The organism is Phyllobacterium sp. CCNWLW183 (genome assembly GCF_037203775.1).
Taxonomy (GTDB): Bacteria; Pseudomonadota; Alphaproteobacteria; order Rhizobiales; family Rhizobiaceae; genus Phyllobacterium; species Phyllobacterium ifriqiyense.
The window spans coordinates 518,405-540,350 of record NZ_JBBCBN010000001.1 but is presented as its reverse complement, the minus strand read 5'-3'; the positions used below and the strand labels follow the sequence as shown (position 1 = coordinate 540,350).

22 protein-coding genes are annotated in these 21,946 nt (G+C 52.1%); 12 read left to right on the top strand and 10 right to left on the bottom strand.

Annotation, left to right across the window (positions count from 1 at the left end; genetic code table 11):
- Nucleotides 1-33: 33 nt before the first annotated feature.
- A complete protein-coding gene (locus tag V9K95_RS02530) occupies nucleotides 34-1,191 on the bottom strand; it encodes an amidohydrolase (RefSeq protein WP_115053275.1) in 1,158 nt (385 codons plus the stop codon).
- 127 nt (nucleotides 1,192-1,318) lie between these two features.
- Between V9K95_RS02530 and V9K95_RS02525 the strand changes: the two genes are divergently transcribed.
- Both V9K95_RS02525 and V9K95_RS02520 read left to right on the top strand, forming a co-directional pair.
- Nucleotides 1,319-2,239, top strand: coding sequence for a LysR family transcriptional regulator (locus V9K95_RS02525; RefSeq protein ID WP_115052776.1), 921 nt, complete (start codon nucleotides 1,319-1,321; stop codon nucleotides 2,237-2,239).
- Between the two features lie 111 nt (nucleotides 2,240-2,350).
- Nucleotides 2,351-2,788 carry a VOC family protein gene (locus tag V9K95_RS02520; protein WP_115052777.1) on the top strand — a complete coding sequence of 146 codons (438 nt, stop codon included), beginning with the start codon at nucleotides 2,351-2,353 and terminating at the stop codon, nucleotides 2,786-2,788.
- A 50-nt stretch (nucleotides 2,789-2,838) separates the two neighbouring features.
- On the opposite strand, the gene V9K95_RS02515 is transcribed toward V9K95_RS02520, so the two are convergent.
- Nucleotides 2,839-4,272 (bottom strand): aminotransferase-like domain-containing protein, encoded by a 1,434-nt coding sequence (locus V9K95_RS02515; protein ID WP_307285632.1) that lies wholly within the window; start codon nucleotides 4,270-4,272, stop codon nucleotides 2,839-2,841.
- Nucleotides 4,273-4,364: 92 nt separating this feature from the next.
- On the opposite strand from V9K95_RS02515, the gene V9K95_RS02510 reads away from it, so the two are divergent.
- A complete protein-coding gene (locus V9K95_RS02510) occupies nucleotides 4,365-4,592 on the top strand; it encodes a DUF1127 domain-containing protein (protein ID WP_307285629.1) in 228 nt (75 codons plus the stop codon).
- Nucleotides 4,593-4,830: 238 nt separating this feature from the next.
- Here V9K95_RS02510 and purB read toward each other — a convergent pair whose 3' ends face one another.
- The 5 genes from purB to V9K95_RS02485 form a co-directional block, all read right to left on the bottom strand.
- A complete protein-coding gene (purB, locus tag V9K95_RS02505) occupies nucleotides 4,831-6,147 on the bottom strand; it encodes an adenylosuccinate lyase (RefSeq protein ID WP_336439912.1) in 1,317 nt (438 codons plus the stop codon).
- A gap of 101 nt (nucleotides 6,148-6,248) precedes the next feature.
- On the bottom strand, nucleotides 6,249-6,944 hold the full coding sequence (locus tag V9K95_RS02500) for a DUF2259 domain-containing protein (protein WP_337345096.1): 696 nt from the start codon (nucleotides 6,942-6,944) through the stop codon (nucleotides 6,249-6,251).
- A 41-nt stretch (nucleotides 6,945-6,985) separates the two neighbouring features.
- Nucleotides 6,986-7,660: a ribulose-phosphate 3-epimerase gene (rpe, locus tag V9K95_RS02495; RefSeq protein WP_307285621.1), complete on the bottom strand. Its 675-nt coding sequence runs from the start codon at nucleotides 7,658-7,660 to the stop codon at nucleotides 6,986-6,988.
- A gap of 63 nt (nucleotides 7,661-7,723) precedes the next feature.
- Entirely contained in the window at nucleotides 7,724-8,731 is a 1,008-nt protein-coding gene (locus V9K95_RS02490; RefSeq protein WP_336439914.1) for a P1 family peptidase, read from the bottom strand.
- The gene (locus V9K95_RS02485; RefSeq protein WP_336439915.1) at nucleotides 8,731-9,813 is read right to left on the bottom strand and encodes a branched-chain amino acid ABC transporter substrate-binding protein; all 1,083 of its coding nucleotides are present in this window, start codon (nucleotides 9,811-9,813) and stop codon (nucleotides 8,731-8,733) included. The genes V9K95_RS02490 and V9K95_RS02485 overlap by 1 nt, the downstream gene beginning before the upstream one ends.
- Nucleotides 9,814-9,999: 186 nt before the next feature.
- Here V9K95_RS02485 and V9K95_RS02480 point away from each other — a divergent pair, with 186 nt between their 5' ends.
- The 5 genes from V9K95_RS02480 to V9K95_RS02460 all read left to right on the top strand — a co-directional run bounded on the left by V9K95_RS02480 (nucleotide 10,000) and on the right by V9K95_RS02460 (nucleotide 12,907).
- On the top strand, nucleotides 10,000-10,455 hold the full coding sequence (locus V9K95_RS02480) for a flavin reductase (protein ID WP_307286584.1): 456 nt from the start codon (nucleotides 10,000-10,002) through the stop codon (nucleotides 10,453-10,455).
- Between the two features lie 51 nt (nucleotides 10,456-10,506).
- A complete protein-coding gene (locus V9K95_RS02475) occupies nucleotides 10,507-10,785 on the top strand; it encodes an XdhC family protein (protein ID WP_115053277.1) in 279 nt (92 codons plus the stop codon).
- A gap of 2 nt (nucleotides 10,786-10,787) precedes the next feature.
- A complete protein-coding gene (locus V9K95_RS02470; protein ID WP_336439916.1) occupies nucleotides 10,788-11,489 on the top strand; it encodes an XdhC family protein in 702 nt (233 codons plus the stop codon).
- Complete coding sequence (locus V9K95_RS02465) at nucleotides 11,486-12,364, top strand: alpha/beta hydrolase (RefSeq protein WP_442958521.1); 879 nt, start codon at nucleotides 11,486-11,488, stop codon at nucleotides 12,362-12,364. The genes V9K95_RS02470 and V9K95_RS02465 overlap by 4 nt, the downstream gene beginning before the upstream one ends.
- A 114-nt stretch (nucleotides 12,365-12,478) precedes the next feature.
- The gene (locus V9K95_RS02460; protein WP_115052787.1) at nucleotides 12,479-12,907 is read left to right on the top strand and encodes a hypothetical protein; all 429 of its coding nucleotides are present in this window, start codon (nucleotides 12,479-12,481) and stop codon (nucleotides 12,905-12,907) included.
- 12 nt (nucleotides 12,908-12,919) lie between these two features.
- On the opposite strand, the gene V9K95_RS02455 is transcribed toward V9K95_RS02460, so the two are convergent.
- Together V9K95_RS02455 and V9K95_RS02450 are read right to left on the bottom strand one after the other, a co-directional pair.
- Nucleotides 12,920-13,864, bottom strand: a complete 945-nt coding sequence (locus V9K95_RS02455) for a diacylglycerol/lipid kinase family protein (RefSeq protein ID WP_336439917.1) — start codon at nucleotides 13,862-13,864, stop codon at nucleotides 12,920-12,922.
- Nucleotides 13,865-13,908: 44 nt separating this feature from the next.
- Entirely contained in the window at nucleotides 13,909-15,231 is a 1,323-nt protein-coding gene (locus V9K95_RS02450) for a glucoamylase family protein (protein ID WP_336439918.1), read from the bottom strand.
- Between the two features lie 127 nt (nucleotides 15,232-15,358).
- On the opposite strand from V9K95_RS02450, the gene V9K95_RS02445 reads away from it, so the two are divergent.
- The 4 genes from V9K95_RS02445 to V9K95_RS02430 all read left to right on the top strand — a co-directional run bounded on the left by V9K95_RS02445 (nucleotide 15,359) and on the right by V9K95_RS02430 (nucleotide 20,946).
- Nucleotides 15,359-16,051 carry a fumarylacetoacetate hydrolase family protein gene (locus V9K95_RS02445; protein ID WP_336440211.1) on the top strand — a complete coding sequence of 231 codons (693 nt, stop codon included), beginning with the start codon at nucleotides 15,359-15,361 and terminating at the stop codon, nucleotides 16,049-16,051.
- A 250-nt stretch (nucleotides 16,052-16,301) separates the two neighbouring features.
- Nucleotides 16,302-16,781: a hypothetical protein gene (locus V9K95_RS02440; RefSeq protein ID WP_336439919.1), complete on the top strand. Its 480-nt coding sequence runs from the start codon at nucleotides 16,302-16,304 to the stop codon at nucleotides 16,779-16,781.
- Nucleotides 16,782-16,972: 191 nt separating this feature from the next.
- Entirely contained in the window at nucleotides 16,973-19,567 is a 2,595-nt protein-coding gene (gene mprF / locus V9K95_RS02435; RefSeq protein ID WP_442958534.1) for a bifunctional lysylphosphatidylglycerol flippase/synthetase MprF, read from the top strand.
- The gene (locus tag V9K95_RS02430; protein ID WP_307285596.1) at nucleotides 19,564-20,946 is read left to right on the top strand and encodes a virulence factor family protein; all 1,383 of its coding nucleotides are present in this window, start codon (nucleotides 19,564-19,566) and stop codon (nucleotides 20,944-20,946) included. The genes mprF and V9K95_RS02430 overlap by 4 nt, the downstream gene beginning before the upstream one ends.
- Here V9K95_RS02430 and V9K95_RS02425 read toward each other — a convergent pair.
- A complete protein-coding gene (locus V9K95_RS02425; protein ID WP_336439921.1) occupies nucleotides 20,939-21,916 on the bottom strand; it encodes a bile acid:sodium symporter family protein in 978 nt (325 codons plus the stop codon). The two genes, V9K95_RS02430 and V9K95_RS02425, sit on opposite strands and share 8 nt — an antisense overlap.
- Nucleotides 21,917-21,946 lie beyond the last annotated feature (30 nt).

The window sequence follows — 21,946 nt, the reverse complement described above, 5'->3', positions numbered from 1 at the left end:
CGAATATCCTTCAATCAGAATGGAAGAAATAAATCAGCGCGGCGCAAGGCGTCGGGCTGCTATGGCCGTAAACATTCCCGCCGCCACGGGAAGTATTTCATCGCGGTAGTCGTAAAGCGGGTGGTGCAGATAGGCGCCGTCCTCGCCATTGCCGACGAAGAAGAAGCAGCCGCGTATGCGTTCCAGATAGAATGCAAAGTCTTCCGCGCCCATGGTTGGAAGCGTATCGATCCTGCCAGCCTTATCAGCGCCTACGGTATCTATGGCGGTTGCAATCACAAATTCGGTCTCCTCCGCATTGTTCACAACAGCGGGGATACGCATTTGCTGGCTAATCATGGCTGTCGCATTATGCGCTTCGCAGATCTGCGCTACGACCAGCCGCAGTTCCTTGTCGATCACCGCATAGGCGGCGGGCGATCCGTCGCGTGTGTTGATGATCAGCGAGGCGCTGACGGGGATAATGTTGTGGCTGTTTCCACCGTGAAATTGTGTGACGGTGACCACGCCGGATTCGAGCGGCGAGAGGCGACGTGAGATCACGCTTTGCAGGCCCTGTACCACTGCGGTTCCCACGAAGATCGGATCGACAGCAAGATCGGGTCGCGACGCGTGTCCGCCTTTGCCGGAAATTGATATTTCATAGAGCGAACTGCCGCCCATGGTTGGGCCGGATTTGGCAAAGACACGGCCAAGTGGATATCCCGGGCGGTTATGATAGCCATAAATGGCTTCCACGCCCGTCAATGCACCCGCTTCAATCATTCGGGCTGCCCCAAGCCCGCCTTCTTCAGCTGGCTGGAAAATGAGCTTTAGCTGGCCTGTAAACCGGTCGGCTGATTCCGCCAGTCCTTCGGCGGCCAGAAGCAGCGAGGCCGTGTGCCCGTCATGGCCGCAGGCATGCATCTTCCCATGGATTTTCGAGGCGTAGGGTAGTCCTGTTTCCTCGATGATGGGTAATGCGTCCATATCCGCGCGGAACGCGATTGTTGGGCCGGGACGACCAGTATCCAGAGTGGCGACAACACCCGTCTCGGCAAGGCCTGTAACAACATCATAACCCAACCTGCGAAGTCGGCTTGCCACCAGATCGGCAGTGCCATGCTCCTCATATTTCAGTTCAGGATTTGTATGAATGTAGTGCCGGGTTTCGGTTGCATATTTGATGGCTTCGATAGAAAACGCGTTCATCGAGACTCCCAATTTAATGTTCCACACGGCCTGATTGACCTTTTTGACGTTGATATCAGCGTCACAAACATGCCACAATCGCTTTAATTCGTATAAACCATTGCCAAAATGGCAACGCAGGAACGCCATGCAAAGCACGTCACTTCGTTACTTTCTCGAGGTCGTAAAGTCGGGTTCAATTGCCGATGCATCCTACCGGCTTAATGTCGCAAGCTCTGCAATCAGCAGGCAAATTGCCAAGCTGGAGCGGGAATTGGGTGTCGAATTGTTCGAGAGACGGCCGCGCGGCATGGTTCCGAGCGCGGCGGGCGAGGTTCTGTCTGCTCATGCACGGCGAACCATGCTTGATGCTGAACGCGTCACCGCCGAGATCAAAGCATTGCAGGTGCCGGATCGGGGATTTGTGCGTCTGGCCAGCTATGAAGGCTTTGCCGTCGATATTCTTTCCGAAGCCATCGCCGAATTCCGCAAGCGCTTTCCCGGCGTAACCTTTCATCTGTGGGTTGGAAACTCGGTGGAAGTGGCGCAGCTCATTCAAGACGGCGAAGCCGATATAGGTACGACCTTTAATCTGGCGCCGCCTCGCGGCGTAAAAATCGAGCAGGTTGTCCGCCGTCCGATGCACGCGTTGATTCCAAAACATCTCCCGCTTGCGAGCCTCGAATCCGTGACCATGACACAGACGCTGAACTATCCTGTTGCCTTGCCGGACAAGGGGCGAACACAGCGCCATCTGATCGATGCAGCTTTTGCCATGCAAGGGCTTGTCGTGGAGCCTGTCATGTCCACCAACTGCATTTCAGCCTTGCGACGCTTTTCTGACGCTGCCGACTGCATACACTTTACCAGTGCAATCCGTACGCCCGGGCGTACGGACATGGGGGACTTTATCGCTGTTCCAGTTGATGACGAGGTCATGACTGACAGCGTATTGCATATACTGACAATGGAAGATCGCACTTTGCCTGTCGCGGTCCGCGCTTTTCTCGACATGCTGTTGGATAATTTGCATCCCTCTGAGCGCGGAGAGACAGACAAGTTTGCCTGATGAGGGCGATTGAAAATCCTTGAATACTTATAGGCTTGCCCGCGAGCGGTGTTGAATGACGTGTTCGTTGTTGGGCTGGACGGCACCTTGCAGATTGGGTAGCTTGGGCCCATGGCGCTCAAACGGATGGACAATGTAGGAATCGTCGTCGAGGACCTCGAAGAGACGATCGAATTCTTTACTGAGCTTGGCCTTGAGTTTGAAGGTCGGGCCACGATCGAAGGAGAATGGGCAGGGCGTGTGACAGGGCTCGGCGATCAGCACGTCGAGATTGCCATGATGCGTACGCCTGACGGGCACAGCCGGCTCGAATTATCCCGCTTCCTCGCACCCGCTGTTGTCGCGGACCACCGCAATGCTCCGGTAAACGCCTTGGGCTACCTTCGCGCCATGTTCACCGTGGATGACATCGATGAGACGCTTGAACGGCTCTATAAACGCGGCGCGCAGCTCGTAGGTGAAGTCGTGCAATATAAAGAGATATACCGGCTCTGCTACATACGCGGTCCTGAAGGACTTCTCATCGGACTAGCGCAAGAACTCAACTGAGCGCGCCTTTAAAGACCTTAATGAAAGCCATGCGAGTATCCCGCACAGCTTCACGAATAGCTGTCATAACTCGCATTATCCGTGTCCATCAGGCGGCGGACGATTGAAAACCCTTGGGTCAGTTCCTCACGGGTTGCAGGCACTGTTATCCCAAGCCGCACGCGATGAAAGGTCTTTTCCGTACGGCCGGGCTTGAATTCATCCTCGTCATCAATCAGCACGCCTTCATTGAGGGCGGCATTCTTGAATGTCGCAGAAAGCCAGGGATCGGGAAGTTTTACCCAGAGGAATGTTGCAAGCGGCTGAGAGTTGAAATCCAATCCCGCAAATATGCTGCGCGCAATTGCTTCACGAGCTTGGATCTCTTCGCAAACCTTGTTGCGGATTATATCCGCTTCACCTGAATTGACCAATTGTGCGCCAAGTTCCGCCATAGTGAACGGCATTCCGCCGGTAAGCATTTTATGGGCGGTGTAAACGCGGGTCGCCAGGTTTGGCGGGCATGCCACCCAGCCGCCGCGTACGCCAGCTGCGACCGATTTAGATAGGCCGCCAATGTAAAATGTGCGCTCCGGCGCCAGACGCGCGATGGCTGTAAGTTCACGCTTCATCACCGAACCATATAAATCATCTTCAATGATCCAGACATTATAGCGGCGTGCGATATCGGCAAATGCGTGGCGATAGTCCTCAGGCATGGTTGTCGCTGTAGGATTATGCAGTGAGGGCATGAGGAAGACGAGTTTCGGATGTTGTTGCGCACAAAGCCGCTCAAAATCGTCTGGTGTCGCATATCCGGCCTGTGTGTGCATGATGATGCTGCGTCGCCCCATGAGATTGACGCTGCGCGCGGCAGAACAATAGGTCAGATCCTCAAAAGCGATTTTGTCACCGGGGGCAGTGACCGCTGCAATGATCGCAAGAATTGCCGAATGGGCACCAAGTGTTGGCACGATTGATGCGGGCTCTGGCGCCCAATCTGCGGTTGAGAGCCATTTGCTTCCAGCCTCAAGCCAGCCTTGGGGCAGGGTGCGGGAATAGCTGGTTACCTCGCGGGGGTATTGTCGCACAATGTTTTGCAGCAACCGTTCTATCGACTCAGATTGGCCGACATCAATGGCAGCGGTCGAGTCGAGGCGGATATTACCCGGCTCAATAATTGCGCCGCGCGTTCCGCCAAAGGGCGTAGACTGATTTGAACGCTCCACCAGTGGAACATCCTTGTGGCTGGTGACATAGGTGCCTCGCCCGACTTCTCCCGTGACCAATCCTCGTTCGCGAATGAGATTATAAGCGCGGCCCACCGTGCCGATCGTCACGCCAATATCGAAGGCGAGATTGCGTTGCGGCGGCAGCTTGGTGCCGGGCGGAAGAACCCCTTGCGCTATGTCGGATTCAATCCGGTTTGCCAGCCGCATATAGAGCGGGCCGCGGCGTTGTTGGGGTTCAATGTCAGTTTCGAGGTTCGGAAGCCAATTTGTCATGGTGACAATGAATATATTGCGATTCAAACGGAGTCAATTCATTAGAGTATCGAACAATGTTCGAGTCAATTTCGACTTGAAAGGTGATAAAAATGAGTACAATTGACACAATTGATGCCTGTTGCAAGACAAACGAGTTCGTTGAGCCGCGCCATAGCCTATTCCATCGGGTTTCGGCAGCGCTCAACTGGTTCAGCTTGGCTATGATGAAGCGGAGAACCCGCATTCATCTCAGTGAACTGACTGATGATCAACTTCGGGATATCGGCATTTCAAAACGCGAAGCTCGCCGCGAAGTTGAACGGTCCTTTTGGGATTGAAGGCCGTGATGGTTGAGCGCTCGTCTTGTCCAATTCTTGGCTTGAATGAAAAAGAGGAATTGAACGATCGTTCAATTCCTCTTTTTTGTTATTTTCAGTATTTATGCCGTTTTTGCTAGCCAAAAGGCCTTTTTCCACCAGTCAAATTGAAATTCTTCCAGGATATTGCGCGAGATTTCTGAAATCTTGCTGAAGAATGGGCAAATTTTGCTGCATTTTTTCAATCGGAAGCTTCAATTTAGTTGTTGTTGGTTGAGCCAAACACCCGGTTAAAAATCGTATCGACATGTTTGGTATGATAGCCGAGGTCAAACTTCTCGCGAATGACTTCCTCCGGAAGAGAAGCTCGAACATCAGCATCGGCCAGCAGTTCTTCAAGGAAATCTGCGCCGTGTTCCCACACTTTCATCGCATTGCGTTGGACGAGGCGATAGGAGTCTTCACGCGAAACGCCGGCCTGCGTCAGCGCGAGCAATACGCGCTGAGAATGAATCAGACCACGGAATTTATTCATGTTTTTCAACATGTTATCTGGATAGACCAGCAGCTTTTCGATCACGCCAACCATGCGGGCCAGGGCGAAATCCAGGGTGATTGTCGCATCCGGACCGATCATGCGCTCAACCGATGAGTGTGAAATATCGCGTTCGTGCCAAAGCGCCACATTTTCCATTGCAGGAAGTGCGAAGGCGCGAACCATGCGGGCGAGGCCGGTCATGTTCTCGGTTAGAACCGGGTTCCGCTTGTGCGGCATGGCCGAAGAGCCTTTTTGCCCGGGTGAAAAATACTCTTCCGCTTCCAATACTTCCGTGCGTTGCAAATGGCGTATTTCGACCGACAAACGCTCAACCGAAGAAGCAATTACACCCAAGGTTGCAAAATACATGGCGTGACGGTCGCGCGGAATAACCTGCGTGGAAACTGGTTCTGCCTGCATTCCCAATGCTTTAGCCACGTGTTCTTCGACGCGTGGGTCGATATTGGCGAAAGTTCCGACAGCGCCGGAAATGGCGCAGGTTGCAATCTCCTCACGGGCAGCCACCAGTCTGTTGCGGCATCTTCCGAATTCCGCATAGGCCTGAGCCAGCTTTACGCCGAAGGTTGTCGGTTCGGCGTGAATGCCGTGGCTGCGACCGATCGTGACTGTATCCTTGTGCTCGAAAGCGCGAACTTTCAAGGCTGCCAATAGCCGATCCAGGTCATCCAGAAGGATATCGCTGGCACGCATGAGTTGCACATTGAAGCAGGTGTCGAGAACGTCAGATGAGGTCATTCCTTGGTGCACGAAACGCGCATCCGGTCCGACGATTTCGGACAAATGTGTAAGGAAAGCAATGACATCGTGCTTTGTCTCGCGCTCGATTTCATCGATGCGATCAATGTCGAATGTCGCCGCGCCGCCTTTTTCCCAGATCGTTTTTGCAGCTTCTTTCGGGATCACGCCCAGCTCGGCAAGTGCGTCGCAGGCGTGTGCCTCGATTTCAAACCAGATACGGAATTTTGTCTCGGGAGACCAGATTGCGACCATCTCGGGCCGCGAATAGCGCGGGATCATATGTTTTCCTGTCGGCGGGTGTGTCTTGGATTTCTGTGCGGTCTATCAGACCGGGGCGCATCACTCAATGCCAGTTTGCGGCTGGCATCGGTTGGTGTGGATTATCGCTGTTTCGTCACCGCCAGCCATCTGTAGTCAGGGCCCTCAAAACCAACGCCGCGAACCGAAATCATGACAGCGACAACGGGCTTGCCAATGTCTGGATAAAAGGTCTGGACGGCGCCGATACTATAGCCGAGAGGGCAACCGCGACTGGTGGGAATAGCTTGGTCTTCATGCAATAATTCGGGCTTGGCGTCAGGCTTATCCTCGGCAAGCGTAAGCCGGAACCCTTTGATTTCACCCATTTTATTGCATGTTTCACTGGCGGGGGCAGGGATCTCCTGAAGTGTAATTGTCAGGCTGGTATCGAGTGCCGGAAAGACCGGTCTTGGGTTGACGATCACCTTGAATGGATCGGAAGAAAGCTCTGTTACGGGATTGAATGCAACCGTATGACCAGCGTTTTTGCGTAGCTCGGTATCAGGCAAAGATGTCAGATTTTGACCGTCCTGTTCCGCCTTGCTGCGAGCCTTTTCGACGGACGAATTCTCGTCGTCCAGCCTTATGCGTACCGGCGTTTTTGCAAGAAATTTGTCAGTGGCTGTGTCGATATAGAACCGGTTTGCATATGGAAAGCCCGAGCCATCCTGTATGCCATATTCTTCAAAGGCGAAAATGCCGCCATCTTTGGAAAAACCAATAATATCAAGCTTTGCTGCATCGCCAGCCTGAGCCATGTTTGGCATCGCAACCATTACGGCCAACAGGCTCAATCTCGATAATTGGCGGTATGGCATTACGATCCCTTTTTAATCGAGCTCCGTATCAGGTCGATATTAGCTTTATAATGCGCTTCTGTCCCGCCTTTATAAACTGCTGAACCTGCAACAAGCGCATTGGCTCCGGCGGCGACCGCCAATGGCGCTGTTTCTGCCGTAATACCGCCATCGACTTCGATATCGATAGGCCGGCCGCCTATCATCGTTTTGATTTTCCTCAATTTATCCTGCATTTCAGCGATAAATTTCTGTCCGCCAAAGCCCGGATTGACAGTCATCACCAGAATTAGATCAACATTATCGAGAACATATTCGATTGCGGATTCGGGCGTAGCGGGGTTGATCGCAACGCCAGCTTTTTTCCCAAAGGTGCGAATGGCTTGTAAGGAACGATGCAAATGTGGTCCTGCTTCCGCGTGAACCGTAATGATATCTGAACCCGCCTTGGCAAAGGCTTCAATATATGGGTCGCATGGGGCGATCATCAAATGCGTGTCGAACACCGCATCGGTCAGAGGCCGGATCGCTTTCACAACATCCGGGCCGAAGGTGATATTGGGCACGAAATGTCCGTCCATGACATCAATATGTATCCAGTCTGCACCAGCGTTCAGCACGGAGGTTATCTCTGAGCCAAGCTTGGAAAAATCCGATGCCAGAATGGACGGGGCGATAACGAGCGGACGGCTCATGGTAGTCTCCGGATAGGGAAATGGTTGGCGCGGACCTATCATGTGCAGCTTTACCGCACAAGCTTAGCTCAGAGAACGCCAGACAGGGTGGGGATCATTATCGGCCGGGGTGGCGGCATAGACACCGCGTGCCACAGCCCTCGCCATTGTGGAGGCAGCGGTTGCACAAAGTTCAATGAACTCCCCAATTTCCGGTGTCCTTCCGGCTGTTCCTGTGGCAAGCGCAAAGATCAGGTCGCCGTCGAAAGGCGTGTGGGAAGGCCATATAGCCCGGGAAAAGCCGTCATGGGCTGCGATTGCCAAACGTTTGGCCTGCGCCTTGGTAAGAATAAGGTCGGTAGCAATCACGCCGATAGTGGTATTGCCGCCGCGCTGTGCATCGCTGAACTTGGTTCGCACATCAGCAGCCTCGCCGGGTAGAGGGTGGGGCAGGCCAAGTCCGCCAAATTCATCAGCAATTTCAAAGGGAGAAGCCCAGAAGTGTCGCGTATTTCCGACGGTAACCATGCCAAGCGCATTGACAGCCACCAGAGCGCCGATTGTTGTTCCGTTGTCCAGAACCGCTGAGGCGGACCCCAATCCGCCTTTCAAGCCGGCCACTGTTGCGCCTGTTCCGGCACCAATCGTGCCAAGGGTAAAATTCCGCGATGCTGTGTGAACCGCGTCATATCCCATCTCACGATAGGGCGGGTATCGGCCCCAATTCTTGTCGCCGCCATTGAGCATATCGAAAAGGATTGCTCCAGGAACAATGGGAATCCTTTGAGTGCCGACTTCAAAACCCACTTCCATTTCGCGCAACGCCGCTTGAACACCCGATGCGGCATCAAGTCCGAAAGCCGAGCCGCCAGACAAAACAAGTGCGTTAATGGCTTCAACCGTATTATGCGGCTCCAGCAAATCCGTTTCACGCGTGCCGGGCGCTCCGCCAAGTATTTGGACTGCTGCTGTTGCCGGTGTGTCGCAAAATATGACGGTGCAGCCGGACTTCACATGTTCGCTTGAAGCATTGCCAACCTTAAGGCCGCCAACATCGGTAATGAGATTGAGAGCTCCGGCCCGCAGTGCCATTAATTGGTCTCCGGAACAAATTGTTTTCCATCGTATTTTTGCAAGCGATAAGTGTCGGCAATACGTTCGCCCGCAGCATCGAACTGCACAGGTCCGAGCGCTGTTTCAAAAGTAGTTTTGCGGAGCAGCTCGTTAATTGAACCCGCCTGAGACTTTGCGGCTTGCAGCACGCCCAAAGCAACTTCTCCGGCGGCATAGGCAGCGATCGTATAGCCCTCTGGAACTTTGCCTGCGAGCTCAATGGCGTTCTTGGCGGCGCGAGCGCTCTCCAATGTTTGCGGTGCACGGGGCGCGATCATGAGCGTACCCACTGCAAGGTCATTTTCATGGCCTAAGGCGTTTAGCGCCTCACTTCCGATAATCGTCAAGGGGTAATCCAATATCGCGGCGCTACGACCAATTGCTGCGACATCATCACGTTCCCCACCAACGAACACCTGAGTGGCACCAGCGCGTTTGAGGCGTCCGACGAGGGCATTCTGGTTGTCGAGGCCCGGCCTGTACGTATCTGAAAATACCGGCTTTAGGCCTTTCTCTTCAAGCCGCGCACGAATACCGGAGGTTAGCTCACGCCCGAAGATTGTTCCGTCATCAATTATGGCAAAGGGCGTGGAACGCCAACGGTCAGAAAGTATGGCGCTGGTTTCGTTCACTTCATTCCGGTTTGAAGGAGCAAGCCTGAAAACAGGATAGCGTTGGTCGGTTCGTAGCTCCGTCAGCGTTTGCGAACGTATAGCTGGCGTGATGATTGCGATACCTTTTTGACCAAGAATGGGCAAAGCGGCCTCAAGCGCTTCTGTACATAGAAATCCCACGACAATCAGCACATCCGATTGAAGCAGTTGTTTCGCAGCCTCAGCGCCGCCCGTTGCCGTACAAGTGTCGTCAGCGGTTACTATTGATGCTCTTTGCCCGCTTTTGTCTGATGCGATTGCTATTGCAGCGCCGTCCACCAACTGATTGCCCAAGCGCGAAAACGTGCCCGAGATTGGCGCGACAACACCAATTTTGTCTTCGGCATATGCGGTAGTGCAGAAAACCAAGCCAAGGGCGAAGGTTGTCGCGCGGATCAGTAAAGTCATCGAAAAAGTGCCGTTTCCTCGTATCTGTAACCAATAGCCTGTTTTCGGTAACTGTTTCCTTCACTTAGTGCAATCCGGCCCTATATAAATGATACATCTTGCGGTAGTGATGCGAGGACAAATGGAAAAAGTACTGTGTTTATCGCCAAAGACCAGAAGATAGAGCCCCTCGCGTTTCGCAATGCGATGAGCCATTTTGCTGAAGCCGTCCATATCCTGACCACTGATGGCCCAGCCGGGCGTCGCGGCGTAACAATATCGGCTGTCTGTTCGGTATCTGACGACCCTGCGACCATGCTCGTTTGCCTAAACCGCAAGCATGAGTTCAATCATCTCTTTATCGAAAATCAGGTCTTCGCCTTGAATACGCTGTCTTATAGGCAGCAAGCGCTGTCGGAAGCGTTTTCCGGCAAGGGTGATCTCTCACAGGCTGACAGATTCGCACTTGGAAACTGGCATACGGCGCAAACTGGCGCCCCCGTATTGGTAGATGCGCTTGCAAGTTTCGATTGTCGGATTATCGATACCCATGAAGTCGCCACCCACTACGTCATTTATGGCAAAGTGACCGCTATCAATATGGGCGATTATGAAAACTCGCTAGTCTACCTCAACCGTGGCTATCATCGCGTTGGAGAATAGGCCGTGGTTCTACAACAACCGCCAGATCCGCTAATCATTGCCGAACGCTGGATGCTGGAAGGCCGGGATGTTGCAATAGCCACGGTCATAGAGACATGGGGATCGTCACCGCGCCAGGCAGGAAGTCAATTGGTTATTGATAACTCGGGGAATTTTGAAGGTTCCGTGTCCGGAGGATGCGTTGAAGCTGCCGTGATCGCAGAAGCTGCCGATGTGATCCGCCACGGTAAACCGGCTATGCTTGAATTTGGAGTTGCCGATGAAACCGCTTGGAAAGTGGGACTGTCGTGTGGTGGACGGATCAAAGTTTACGTTGAGCGCCTGGGCTAGCTATGGATCCATTTTGCCTGAAGAAACTCAATAAAGAGCGGCTTGAACGCCGCGCCGTAATTCTATTGACTGACCTCACAGATGGGCGCGATCGGGTAGTAAAAGAAACGGACCCTGTAGCTGGTAAATTGGGCGAGGCCATCAGAAAAGCATTTTTGACAGGGCAATCCGGCGTTATCGAGATCGACGGCAGATCTTTTTTTCTGAACGTCTATCTGCCGTCACCGCGCCTCGTTGTCATAGGTGCCGTTCATATCAGCGAAGCACTTGCTCCAATGGCAAAGGCCGCTGGTTACGAGATGGAGATCATCGACCCCCGATCCGCATTCGCGACACCAGAGCGCTTTCCAGATGTGGCGGTCTATGCCGACTGGCCGCATGACGTGCTGCTCGAACGCCCTCTTGATAGCTATTGCGCCATGGCGGTTTTATCACATGATCCAAAGATTGATGATCCGGCATTGGAAATGGCCCTGAAAGCCGGGTGTTTTTACATCGGAGCCCTTGGTAGCCGCACCACTCATGCAAAACGCATTGAACGATTGAAATCGCTGGGATTTAATGACGATCATATAAGCTCGATCAATGCCCCGATCGGTCTGGATATCGGTGCTGTTGGCCCGCAGGAGATTGCAGTTGCGATCATCGGGGGTGTAATCAAGGCGTTTCGCGCTCGCGACAATCTAGGCAAGGATGGAAATTGAACAAGCTCGGTTTTTTGGCGGCATTGATCATTATATTTTTTTGCGGCCCAGCGTCAGCAGCTCAAATCGCTCCATATAAGGATAGTTTATTTGCCTATCCGGAAATTTTGAAAACAGGTGACAACGGCGATTATGTCGTCATCAATTACAATGAAATGCGCGATATTAACGGGCGCGACCAAATCCCGGAGCGGCGTGTCAAGCAGACCTATCTGTCAATGCAGCCCAAACGTACGCAGAAGGATCTGACGGTTGCCACAGATGCCGGTGCGATGAAGGTTATGACGGTTGGCAAAGCTACCGGCGGTGCCTCATTTATAGTGATCTATCTCCATGGTCAGGGCGGCAACCGTCAACAAGGGATGAACGACTACACTTTTGGGGGTAATTTCAATCGCCTCAAGAACCTGCTGAACGAGAATGACGGGCTGTATCTTTCTCCGGATTTTAGCGATTTCGGGGAAAAGGGTGCGAACGAAATTTCAAGTCTCATCAGCTATTTTAAAGCTCAATCACCCAGAGCGAAGCTGATCGTCGCCTGCGGTTCGATGGGAGGGCAGTTGTGTTGGCGTTTGGCAAACGACACTGCGGCTTCCAAAAACATATCTGGTTTGATCTTGCTCGGTTCGTTATGGGACGACGAGTTTTTTAGTTCTGCGGCTTTTAAACGCCGACTTCCCGTATTTTTCGGCCACGGGAGTCGTGATCCTGTGTTTTCGATCAGCAATCAAGAGGCATTCTATCGGAAAATTCGGGCGCAGGGGTCCGCGTATCCGGTGAAATTTCACAGATTTGAGAGTGGTAATCACGGGACACCTATTCGCATGACCGATTGGCGACTGGTGTTGAATTGGATGCTATCCATTCCCTCCTGAATGAATGTTGCAATAAAGTCCCATTGTGGCAGTTGTGCCACTCGACAATTGTTAAAAAGCGAATAGTTTCCGCCTTATACAACACCCTTCGAGACGACTTTTGCGGAGAGAGCAATGCGCCTGCCCAACAACATCCTATGCCGGATTGCCCCATTGGCGATTCTTATCCCTTTGGCAGCGTGTTCCACGACGAGCGAACCGAATATGCGGCCTACAATCATGCCGACCTTTGCCCCTGTTCGGCCACCTGTTGATGCAGCGCTGGCTGATCCATGCATATCTGCTGCGGCGTCGAAATATTTTCTAACGGAAAATCATATAACTGCTGTGGATGCTGAACCAATTGGCGGCGGCGTAAATCAGGTGCGCCTGAGGGCGGATATTCGCGATGCCATGTGTACCGTTACCGATAAGGGCAAGGTGCGTTCGATAGTCGATACCATGCCGAAAAGTGCAGATCAGGTTGCTGCTGAAGAAGCCGCAGCTGCGAAGAAAACTGCGGTCCAGGCAGCACCTGTGCAAAAGTCAAAGAAGAAGAGCTAACTCAGCATCATTTCAGAGAGGCGGGGCGGCGTCAGTCGCCCTGTCTTGTTCCTGATCTGGTCTTAGCGGGACCAGCACTTTCAGCTGGCCTGCATGTATCTTAATTTCCACGTCTTTGGGCAACGCTATCAGTTCTCCATCGATCGTTGCCTTGGCGCTTCTTCTCTTGTGCGGGAAGTGAAGTTGTACTTCTTTCGCCAATACTTCCTCGACATCTGCATTCCGGCGCCACGAGCCCGTAATAACCGACAAAGTCAGCTTCATAAGTGTCCCAGACGTGAGGCTGCCCGCGATATAGACTCCCAGCTCACCCTTATTTACGTCATCTGGAACGGGCAGCATGGTCTGACCGTATGGATTATTGGATACTGAAATCGCCGATACCGTTCTTTCGGTGGGAAATCCGTCGATGGTCATTCTAACGGAAAAGCGTGGTGGTTTGGCCATCGCTTTGAGAAAAGCGCGAAAACTCGCCAATCGCTTACCCCAACGGGAGTGATATGTGAGCGTATTGCGAAATTTGATCATCTGCGGTTGAAAACCGATGGATATCTGGTGCACGAAGCTTTCATCGTTGGCAGTAGAGATATCCACTGCTTCGATCTGCCCGCTCGCAAGACTTTCGAGAGCGGCATTGAGCTCCAATGGAATTTTTAATGCCCGTGCGAACAGGTTCATCGTGCCGGCAGGCAGCACTGCAAGTGGCACTTTTGCCTTCCAGGCGATGTCGGCCGCCGCGGAAATTGTGCCGTCACCGCCGCCAGCCATGAGTACATGTGCACCAGCCTCAGTTGCCACACGTTTCAAGGCTTTTACAACATCCTTCCCCGCAACGACTTCGCTTTGAAAACTGTGCCCGTGCTTTTCGAAAATGTCCTTTGCGGTCTGTGTAAACAGATCCATGTCCATCGTGCGGAATGTGCCGCCATCGCGGTTGAAAACGGCGTGAACTTTCATTACCGGCCCCTGGATTTAATTGAACTTAATTGAAAACTGGTTGGTTATATGAACTGACGCAATGGCTCAGCGGTGATTTGGTTCCGCGGATTTTCCATGTGCGGGCTTTGAAAACCCAGTTTCAGCAATGCGTGCTTTATCTCCGGAGCGCTCATGAACAGCTTCCAAAGCAGGCCGCTCCGATGATTTTCTATCATGGCGATAATGGGCCCCTGATCGATTGCAAGATAAGTCCGTGCATACCATTCAGTAGCAGGCGAGAATGCGTCAACGAACCCGAACCGACCTGTCATCTTGCCCTTTGGCAAGCTGAGAAAATGGCGAAGTGCCTGCATGGATTCTCTGGGTGTGTAGGGCATGCTGCTTAAAGCAGCCGTCGGTGCGATCACCCCGAAATCGGATGCCGGTGAACTGGCTAGATACCCTTTTGGTCCGTGGCTCGATGTCAGCCCCCAGCAATTGGCGCCATAACCCTTATAACCATGTGGGTTATGGACACTATGCAGATAGTTGATCCGACTGTGATTTTGATTTTGCTCCCAATAATCCGCATATTGATCGGACAGTCCTCGCGGATCCAGTCCACAAAATGAATAATGTGCAAAGAATAGAGGGCCGCCATAATCGGCTCCTAGAGGTAATTTTACACCATAGTAGTCACGTCCGTTGAGAAATACTCCGTTGCGCGCAAATCCGTCATGATAAGTATCGGATTGAATGCCGTATTCTTCAGAGCAGGCTGCCAGAACATAGGTGACCAGTGCTTCGTTCCATCCCTGAATTGGCACATTCCGGGCGAAGCGATATTTCGGACTATGATGCCAGTATAAAACGTTACGACCTGGTTTTACGTGGCTGTTCCACTGCACATCTCTCCAGATGCGATTAATACGCTCTCGTATCGCCAGATCTTCGGCGCTGGCAGATTTGAAATATTGCCTTACACAAACCAGCCCTTGAATGAGAAATGAAGTCTCAACGAGATCGCTTCCATCATCCAGTCTTGAAAAGGGAACGGTAGAACCATCGTTGCCATTGATGAAATGGGGAAAAACACCTCGATATCTTTGTGTGTGTTCCAATGCAGACAGCATGATATTAACGCGCTCGCGGGCTTGCCGGTGCGAAATCCAGTCGCGCTCCACAGCAACCAGAATCGCCATAAATGCAAAACCCGATCCGCCAATCGCTACGAGGTCATTGGCTGGATCAGCCGTTCGGCCAGATCTGTCCCGCGCCAAGCCGCTCTTCGGGTGTGCGCCGTGCCAAAAATAGGCGAAGCTTGCGTGCTGGACCTGTTCGAGCAGAATGTCGTCGTCAGCTTGGGCAACTTCTGCTGGATACGCCGGATCAAATTTCAGATGCATGAAAGACGCAAGTCCCCGCTGCGACGTGTGGCATTGGCTTGATGAACGTTTTCTGGTCTTGATAGCATGTAGTAGGGATGATCTAGTCCAGAAAGAGTCCAGCGATCAATAAGCGGTGAAAACAATCATGCACGATGAGTATATTTTTGAACCTGTCCCACAACCAGGACTGGAGATTTCCGGCACGGACAAACTTTTCCCTGTACATCGAATATATTGCGTTGGGCGCAATTATGCCGACCATGCAATCGAAATGGGTCACGATCCGAATCGTGAACCACCATTTTTCTTTCAGAAGAATCCAGACTCGCTCGTAAGACAGGGCCAGGATTTTCCTTATCCACCGGCGACGAGCGATGTTCATTTCGAAATGGAACTCGTGATTGCTATCGGGAAGGATGGGATCGACATTGCCAATGATGCAGCCCTTGATCACGTATTCGGCTATGCTGTTGGGCTGGATATGACGCGTCGTGACTTGCAAGGAGAAGCGAAAAAACTCGGTCGTCCGTGGGAGGTCGGTAAAGCGTTCGAATCATCTGCACCATGTTCACCGATTGTACCAGCTTCAGTAATCGGCCACCCCGAAAAAGGCGCGATATGGCTCAACGTAAATGGGGTTGAACGTCAACGCGGTGATCTCAGTCAGATGATTTGGAAAGTGCCCGAAACTGTTGCTTATCTCTCGACATTGTTCAGCCTTAAAGCCGGAGATCTCATCTTTACAGGAACGCCGGCTGGCGTTGGAGCAATACAACGCGGGGATAAAATGGTCGGTGGAGTGGACGGGATTTCGGAAATTGAAGTGGGCGTTGTTTGATGCAATCTAAATTTTGCCAACAAAGATGATTGTTTTTGCTGCAAACAAGCTGGCTGTTTGGAAATATTTTTTTCGGTCGAAATGCCCGTTGAGGTTGTAGAAAAGCGTTTGAAATCGACCTGGAGGGAAGCATTTGCCGGCTAACTAAATTCGCAGGGGGATTTGATTGAAAATTCGTGTGTTGTCTTTGAAAATAAATGCTTTATCTAATAAGTGAGGACACCCGAATTGGCTCGAAAGTTGGCGCTTGATGAACTACCAAATACTGTTTGGCTCATATCCCATCCCGCGTTTTGCCGGGATAGCCAGCCATAATTTTGTTGTGATGTGCGACGAAAACGGCAGGCCGATTTTCGAGATAAATGGTGGTGCCTCCAATTCAGATGGCAGTTTTAATTATTGCGCCATTCGAGGGCCTTTGACGGCCGTCGTTACCGATTATGCTCATCGTGATCTGCGATACTTTCCAGAGTTCTATTTGCGGCCAACGTCGATAACGTCACTTCTTTTAGAAGGCAGTTATAGTTCGGTCGCAGCTCGCTGGCGCGCCGCAGTTGATCTAGCAGAGCGCATCCGCCAATCTGGCCTCCGTTATTCCTTTTGGCTTCAGAACAGCAATTCTGTGGCGAGCGCGGTAACCGAGGCGATGAAATTGACGCCGCCTTCAGCCGCCGTTGGTAGGGTAAAGGCTCCTGGAAGTTATCGGCGCCTCATACTTGATGCGGCGTAAAACAGAGCCCCGCCTAGAAGATGTTGAGCGCCATCCGTTTCAGCGGATCGTTTTTTTAAATTTTGGCGCAATCCCGCCATTATTGGATTGCTAGTGACGCTACCCCAATTTCATGGTGAACTTGGCAGTATTTAGAAACCGTTTTTAAGCCGGTACCTGCAATGACGCCAATTGTTGATAGCGAAAAGCAAATCCGCAAAATAGAAGCACGAACGGAATCCAGTAACCCCTGGAGCGTTACAGCCCGGTCTGCTCTGTTTGCATTTCTCGGTATCGCCGTCGCCGGGATAAGCTTGCTCGTCCTCAGTCATCTATCGAGCGATATTTATCTTCATGACGTTCGCCAATCGCTACGCGAAATACCGAGAAATCTGGTTTTTCTGGCTTTTGCCTTCACTATTTTGAGCTTCGCAGCCGTTGCCATTTATGATGTCGTTGCTGTTGAGACAATTGCTCCGGGACGAATACCTTACCGAATTTCCGCGATGGCTGGAGGTGCTGGTTACGCTATCTCCAATGCACTTGGTTTCTCTCTGCTCACAGGTGGCGCATTACGCTACAGAATCTATGCTGCCGAGGGGATAGATACAGCCGATATCGGCCGGATCATTGGTACATCCTGGATGGCCATATGGTTTGCATTCATTATTCTTATTGCTGTTGCACTTGTTATTGATCCTTCGCGAATTCCATGGGTTGTTTCGTTCGGACCCATTGTGGACCAAATTATCGGGGCTGGGGTACTCGCTTGCGTAGCGTTGCTACTGTATTGGCTTTCTAGACGTGAGCGGACTCTGCGGTTGGGCAAAATGTCAGTCAAGCTCCCTTCGACGCAGGGAGCGCTGCTGCAGATCATTTCCGGTTTGGTTGATGTCGCTGCTGCTGCGGCAACGCTTTACGTCCTGCTTCCTGCCGGATCGGTTAGCAGTATTCCTGCCTTTGCTCTCGTCTATGTCGTCGCCGTAGCACTCGGCATTGTGAGCCATGCGCCGGGTGGAATTGGTGCTTTTGAGGCCACCATCATCGCTGGTCTCGGGCTTGGGCAAAATCCCGATGCAATTGCTGCACTGGTGGCTTACCGCGCCATCTACACCCTCTTTCCCTTTTTGATTGCCGTTGCCGGCTTTGCCTTGTCTGAAATCCTGCGGAAACGGCACGTGCTCACTGCATCAACCCAGACTGCCGTGAGGATGTTTGAGCCGCTCATCCCTCCGTTGTCGGCAGGAATAGCCTTTCTAGGCGGGATTGTGCTTCTAATTTCGACGGTGATTCCCGGCACGCATTATCGGCTAGAAGCGCTGTCGGGTATTGTTCCGATGCCCTTTCTCGAAATGTCGCACTTGGGTGCGAGCTTTGTTGGGCTAGCTCTTCTGATCGTGGCAAGAGGATTGGCGCGTCGCCTTTGGCGCGCTTGGCTTGTTGCGCTCGGACTGTTCAGCGCGGGTGCTGTATTCGCTTTGATCAAAGGTCTTGCATGGGAAGAGGCGCTGCTGCTCACATTGATGGCGGGTATTCTGCTGCTCTTTCGTGAATCCTTCTATCGTAAGCCACTTGGCGAGAGTTTTGCCTTGTCGTGGGGATGGCTGGCCAGCGTTGGAACGACAGCCTTTGCTATCATCTGGTTGGGGTTCTTTGCCTATCGCCATGTTGAATATGCCAATGAGCTTTGGTGGGAATTTGCATGGGATGCTCAGGCATCGCGGTTTCTGCGCGCTCTGGTTCTGGTTTTAACTTGTCTTGCTGCCATAACAATCAACACGATCATAAATGGGGTAGGGCGTATCAAGCTACGTGCCCAGCCGATACCAGATGAAGTGCCCGCATTGGTTGCTCAATCGGCCCGTGCATCAGATGCACTGGCTTTACTAGGTGACAAGCGATTTTTGATGGATGATGCCGGGCATGGTTTTGTCATGTATGCCCGTTCAGGCGGAAGCTTGGTTTCCATGGGTGAACCAGTTGGTACTGATGATAAAACTGTCTCTGATCTTGCTTGGGCTTTTCGCGGGCTGGCTGATCGGACGGGAACCAGAACGGTATTCTACGGCGTCGGACCAGAGCGCTTGCCACTATTTCTTGATATGGGATTAACTGCGTTAAAGCTCGGTGAGGTTGCACGGGTTGATCTCACCGAATTTTCGCTTGAGGGATCGAAGCGCCAACCGCTGCGTTATGCGGCGCGGCGTTTGGAGAAAGAGGGAGTGACTTTTGAAATACTCCCACGAGAGCGAACTGGTGAAGTCATGCAGGAGTTGCGTACGATTTCGGATGCCTGGCTGGCCATGAAGTCCGGATCGGAGAAAAGATTCTCGCTGGGTTCGTTTGAAAATGCCTATCTTGCCCATTTTGACATCGCAATCTTGCGAAAAGAAGGAGCAATTGTTGCTTTCGCAAATCTTTGGCGCGGTGCAGGGCAAGGGGAAGTCGCTGTGGATCTCATGCGACATTTACCCGATGCTTCAAGTGTCGTTATGGATGGGTTGTTTGCGAACCTGCTGGTTGCCACCAAAAATGAGGGATACCGTTGGTTTAACCTCGGTGCAGCGCCGCTTTCGGGGCTTTCCGATAGCCATCTCGCATCACGTTGGAATCGCATCGGTTCATTCATTTACCGGCGCGGAGCTGAGTTTTACCGATTTGATGGACTTCGCGCTTTCAAGGATAAATTCGGTCCAAAATGGACTCCATACTACCTAATCTGCCCCCCGGGGCTTGCAACACCCCGCTCGCTTATTGATGCGACCAATCTTGTGAGCGGAAGCCCCTTCGAGGTTTTCAAACGATGAAGTTTTTACGCAACCGCTACACATTGATCGTCGCGGCTCTTCTGGCTGTCAGTATTGTTTTGGTTGCCGGGTTGCACTTTGCACCACAGCTGGGTTTCCGCTCATCAGGCAGACCTGTGCTGGTTTCATCGGAACGTCTTACTGACGTGCCGCTTCTACAACCTTCGGGCAAACCAAAGGCACTGGCGATTCTTGTTTCGCAGAGGGGTGGTCTTGCCGCTGGTGATACGAAGTTGGCGCAGCTACTTCTCGATCGAGGTTTTCTTGTTCTTACGGTTGATCTGGAAAAATGGCGCAAGGTGCTCAACGAGGATACGGGCGATTGCACCTATTTCGTGTCGGACTTTGAGGGAATTGCCAAGGAGGCGCAGAGAATGATCGCTGTTGATGTTTACATGCATCCCGTGATTGTTGGGATAGGTGAGGGTGGTGTATTGGCCTATGCGTCGGTTGCAGATACGCCTGCGGCAACAATTGCCGGCGCAGTAATTGTTGATCCATCGCCTGCCCTCAATACGAAACTGCCGTCTTGTGAAGGCGCAGATTATGAAGCAGTTGCAGGGCAGGGCTTCAGTTATTCTTACGATGCAGACCTGCCAAATCCGGCGACAATAATACGCGAGAAATCTGACACTGAGCCGAAAGGGCCGCCTAGCGCCGGATTCTTTTTAGCGCAGGAAAAAATAGGCTCGTCGATAGCAGAACGGCTGGAGTTGGCGGCGGACGCTGCCGTGGATATAGCGAAAGAAGATGCTTCCGCGGAAGCACTACCAGTGATCGATATTCCTTCAGCCAATGGCCCGGCAAAATATGTGGCTCTATTCTTTTCCGGTGATGGCGGATGGCGAGATATCGACAAATCGGTTGGCGATATAATTTCAAAAGAGTCCACCCATGTGGTTGGCATCGATTCACTGCGTTACTATTGGTCGCTTCGCAAGCCGGAAGGCATTGCGAAAGACATACAAAGAATGGTTGCCAAGGCTGATCCTAGCGGGAAATTACCTGTATTATTGCTGGGATATTCCTTCGGAGCCAATACGGTGCCTTTTGCGTGGCCCTATCTTCCCAAAGAGCTTCAAGACCGTATCAGCCTTGTCGGGTTAATCGGTACGGAAAAGACGACTCCTTTTCAGGTCTCTGTTGGCGCTTGGCTGGGATTGGGCGGCGACAATGAGGTTGCGCCAGCAATCACTAAAGTACCGACTGCCAAGGTGCTTTGCGTCTATGGATCAGAGGAAGACGACACGGCATGTACCGATCCGTCGCTAAGTGCCGTGGAAAAAATCGAGCTTCCGGGCGATCATCATTATGATGAGAAATACGAACTTCTTGCCGCAAAGCTGATGGAGGCAGTGGCAGCTCGTCAACTCAAATAGCGTTAGACGCTTTGAACAGTTTGTTGGCGTAGCGTTGGGCGATGACGGCGCAGGCCATCAATTGAATCTGGTGGAATAGCATCAATGGCAGCATGATGCTGCCTATGCTCTGCCCTGCAAAAACTATCGTTGCGATGGGAACGCCGCTCGCCAAACTTTTCTTGGAGCCGCAAAAGGTAATCGCGATTTCATCTTCTCGCGAGAAACCGGCCCACCGGCTGCCAAACATCGTGGCGGTGAGCACAATCGCCAGCAAAATGATATCGATGGCGATGAGCATGACGAGATCACTGATCGAGATCGTCCGCCACAGGCCTTCAGTAACAGATTCGCTGAAAGCAAGATAAACGACCATCAGGATTGATCCTCGATCAATCGGCATCAAAATTGTTTTCTTGCTGCGAAGGAAGTTACCAATCCACGGCTGAAGTATCTGCCCCAGAATGAATGGTGCCAGCAGTTGAAGAAGTATCGACCGGAGTGCTTCCAGCGAAAAGTCTGCATGACCTTGGGCTGATAATAGTATGCCCGCGAGAACGGGTGTTAAAAACATGCCGAAGATATTTGATGCTGTTGCCGCGCAAATTGCTGCGGGTACATTGCCGCCGGCAATTGAAGTAAACGCAATCGACGACTGAACCGTAGATGGCAGGACGCAAAGGAAGAGGACACCTGCGTAGAAGGTCGGCGAAAGAACAGCCGGTACCAAGGCGCCAATTCCCAACCCAAGCAGAGGAAACAGCACAAAGGTTGACGCAAGAATGGTCAAATGCAGCTTCCAATGAAGAAAGCCGGCAATGACCACATCGCGAGAAAGACGCGCGCCGTGGAGAAAAAATAAAAGACCAATCGCAATCTTGGTGGCGTATCCGAAATATTCTGCGGTCGTTCCGCTGACCGGAGCAAAAGAAGCAATGATCACTGTGAGGACAAGCAGCACGGTGAAGGTATCAGGTAGAAAACGTGACATGATTTTTCCAAGACGAGACAGCCTAATACG

Excerpts from the sequence above, each read along its gene's own strand:
- V9K95_RS02515 (WP_307285632.1), bottom strand. The coding sequence starts at position 4,272 with ATGACAAATTGGCTTCCGAACCTCGAAACTGACATTGAACCCCAACAA.
- purB (WP_336439912.1), bottom strand. The coding sequence starts at position 6,147 with ATGATCCCGCGCTATTCGCGGCCCGAGATGGTCGCAATCTGGTCTCCC.
- V9K95_RS02460 (WP_115052787.1), top strand. The coding sequence starts at position 12,479 with ATGCGCCTGCCCAACAACATCCTATGCCGGATTGCCCCATTGGCGATT.
- V9K95_RS02490 (WP_336439914.1), bottom strand. The coding sequence starts at position 8,731 with ATGGCACTGCGGGCCGGAGCTCTCAATCTCATTACCGATGTTGGCGGC.
- V9K95_RS02475 (WP_115053277.1), top strand. The coding sequence starts at position 10,507 with ATGCTGGAAGGCCGGGATGTTGCAATAGCCACGGTCATAGAGACATGG.
- V9K95_RS02520 (WP_115052777.1), top strand. The coding sequence starts at position 2,351 with ATGGCGCTCAAACGGATGGACAATGTAGGAATCGTCGTCGAGGACCTC.
- V9K95_RS02450 (WP_336439918.1), bottom strand. The coding sequence starts at position 15,231 with ATGCATCTGAAATTTGATCCGGCGTATCCAGCAGAAGTTGCCCAAGCT.
- V9K95_RS02455 (WP_336439917.1), bottom strand. The coding sequence starts at position 13,864 with ATGAAAGTTCACGCCGTTTTCAACCGCGATGGCGGCACATTCCGCACG.
- V9K95_RS02445 (WP_336440211.1), top strand. The coding sequence starts at position 15,359 with ATGCACGATGAGTATATTTTTGAACCTGTCCCACAACCAGGACTGGAG.
- V9K95_RS02425 (WP_336439921.1), bottom strand. The coding sequence starts at position 21,916 with ATGTCACGTTTTCTACCTGATACCTTCACCGTGCTGCTTGTCCTCACA.
- V9K95_RS02530 (WP_115053275.1), bottom strand. The coding sequence starts at position 1,191 with ATGAACGCGTTTTCTATCGAAGCCATCAAATATGCAACCGAAACCCGG.
- V9K95_RS02525 (WP_115052776.1), top strand. The coding sequence starts at position 1,319 with ATGCAAAGCACGTCACTTCGTTACTTTCTCGAGGTCGTAAAGTCGGGT.
- V9K95_RS02500 (WP_337345096.1), bottom strand. The coding sequence starts at position 6,944 with ATGGTTGCGATGCCAAACATGGCTCAGGCTGGCGATGCAGCAAAGCTT.
- V9K95_RS02430 (WP_307285596.1), top strand. The coding sequence starts at position 19,564 with ATGAAGTTTTTACGCAACCGCTACACATTGATCGTCGCGGCTCTTCTG.
- V9K95_RS02510 (WP_307285629.1), top strand. The coding sequence starts at position 4,365 with ATGAGTACAATTGACACAATTGATGCCTGTTGCAAGACAAACGAGTTC.
- V9K95_RS02480 (WP_307286584.1), top strand. The coding sequence starts at position 10,000 with ATGAGCCATTTTGCTGAAGCCGTCCATATCCTGACCACTGATGGCCCA.
- V9K95_RS02440 (WP_336439919.1), top strand. The coding sequence starts at position 16,302 with ATGAACTACCAAATACTGTTTGGCTCATATCCCATCCCGCGTTTTGCC.
- rpe (WP_307285621.1), bottom strand. The coding sequence starts at position 7,660 with ATGAGCCGTCCGCTCGTTATCGCCCCGTCCATTCTGGCATCGGATTTT.
- V9K95_RS02485 (WP_336439915.1), bottom strand. The coding sequence starts at position 9,813 with ATGACTTTACTGATCCGCGCGACAACCTTCGCCCTTGGCTTGGTTTTC.
- V9K95_RS02470 (WP_336439916.1), top strand. The coding sequence starts at position 10,788 with ATGGATCCATTTTGCCTGAAGAAACTCAATAAAGAGCGGCTTGAACGC.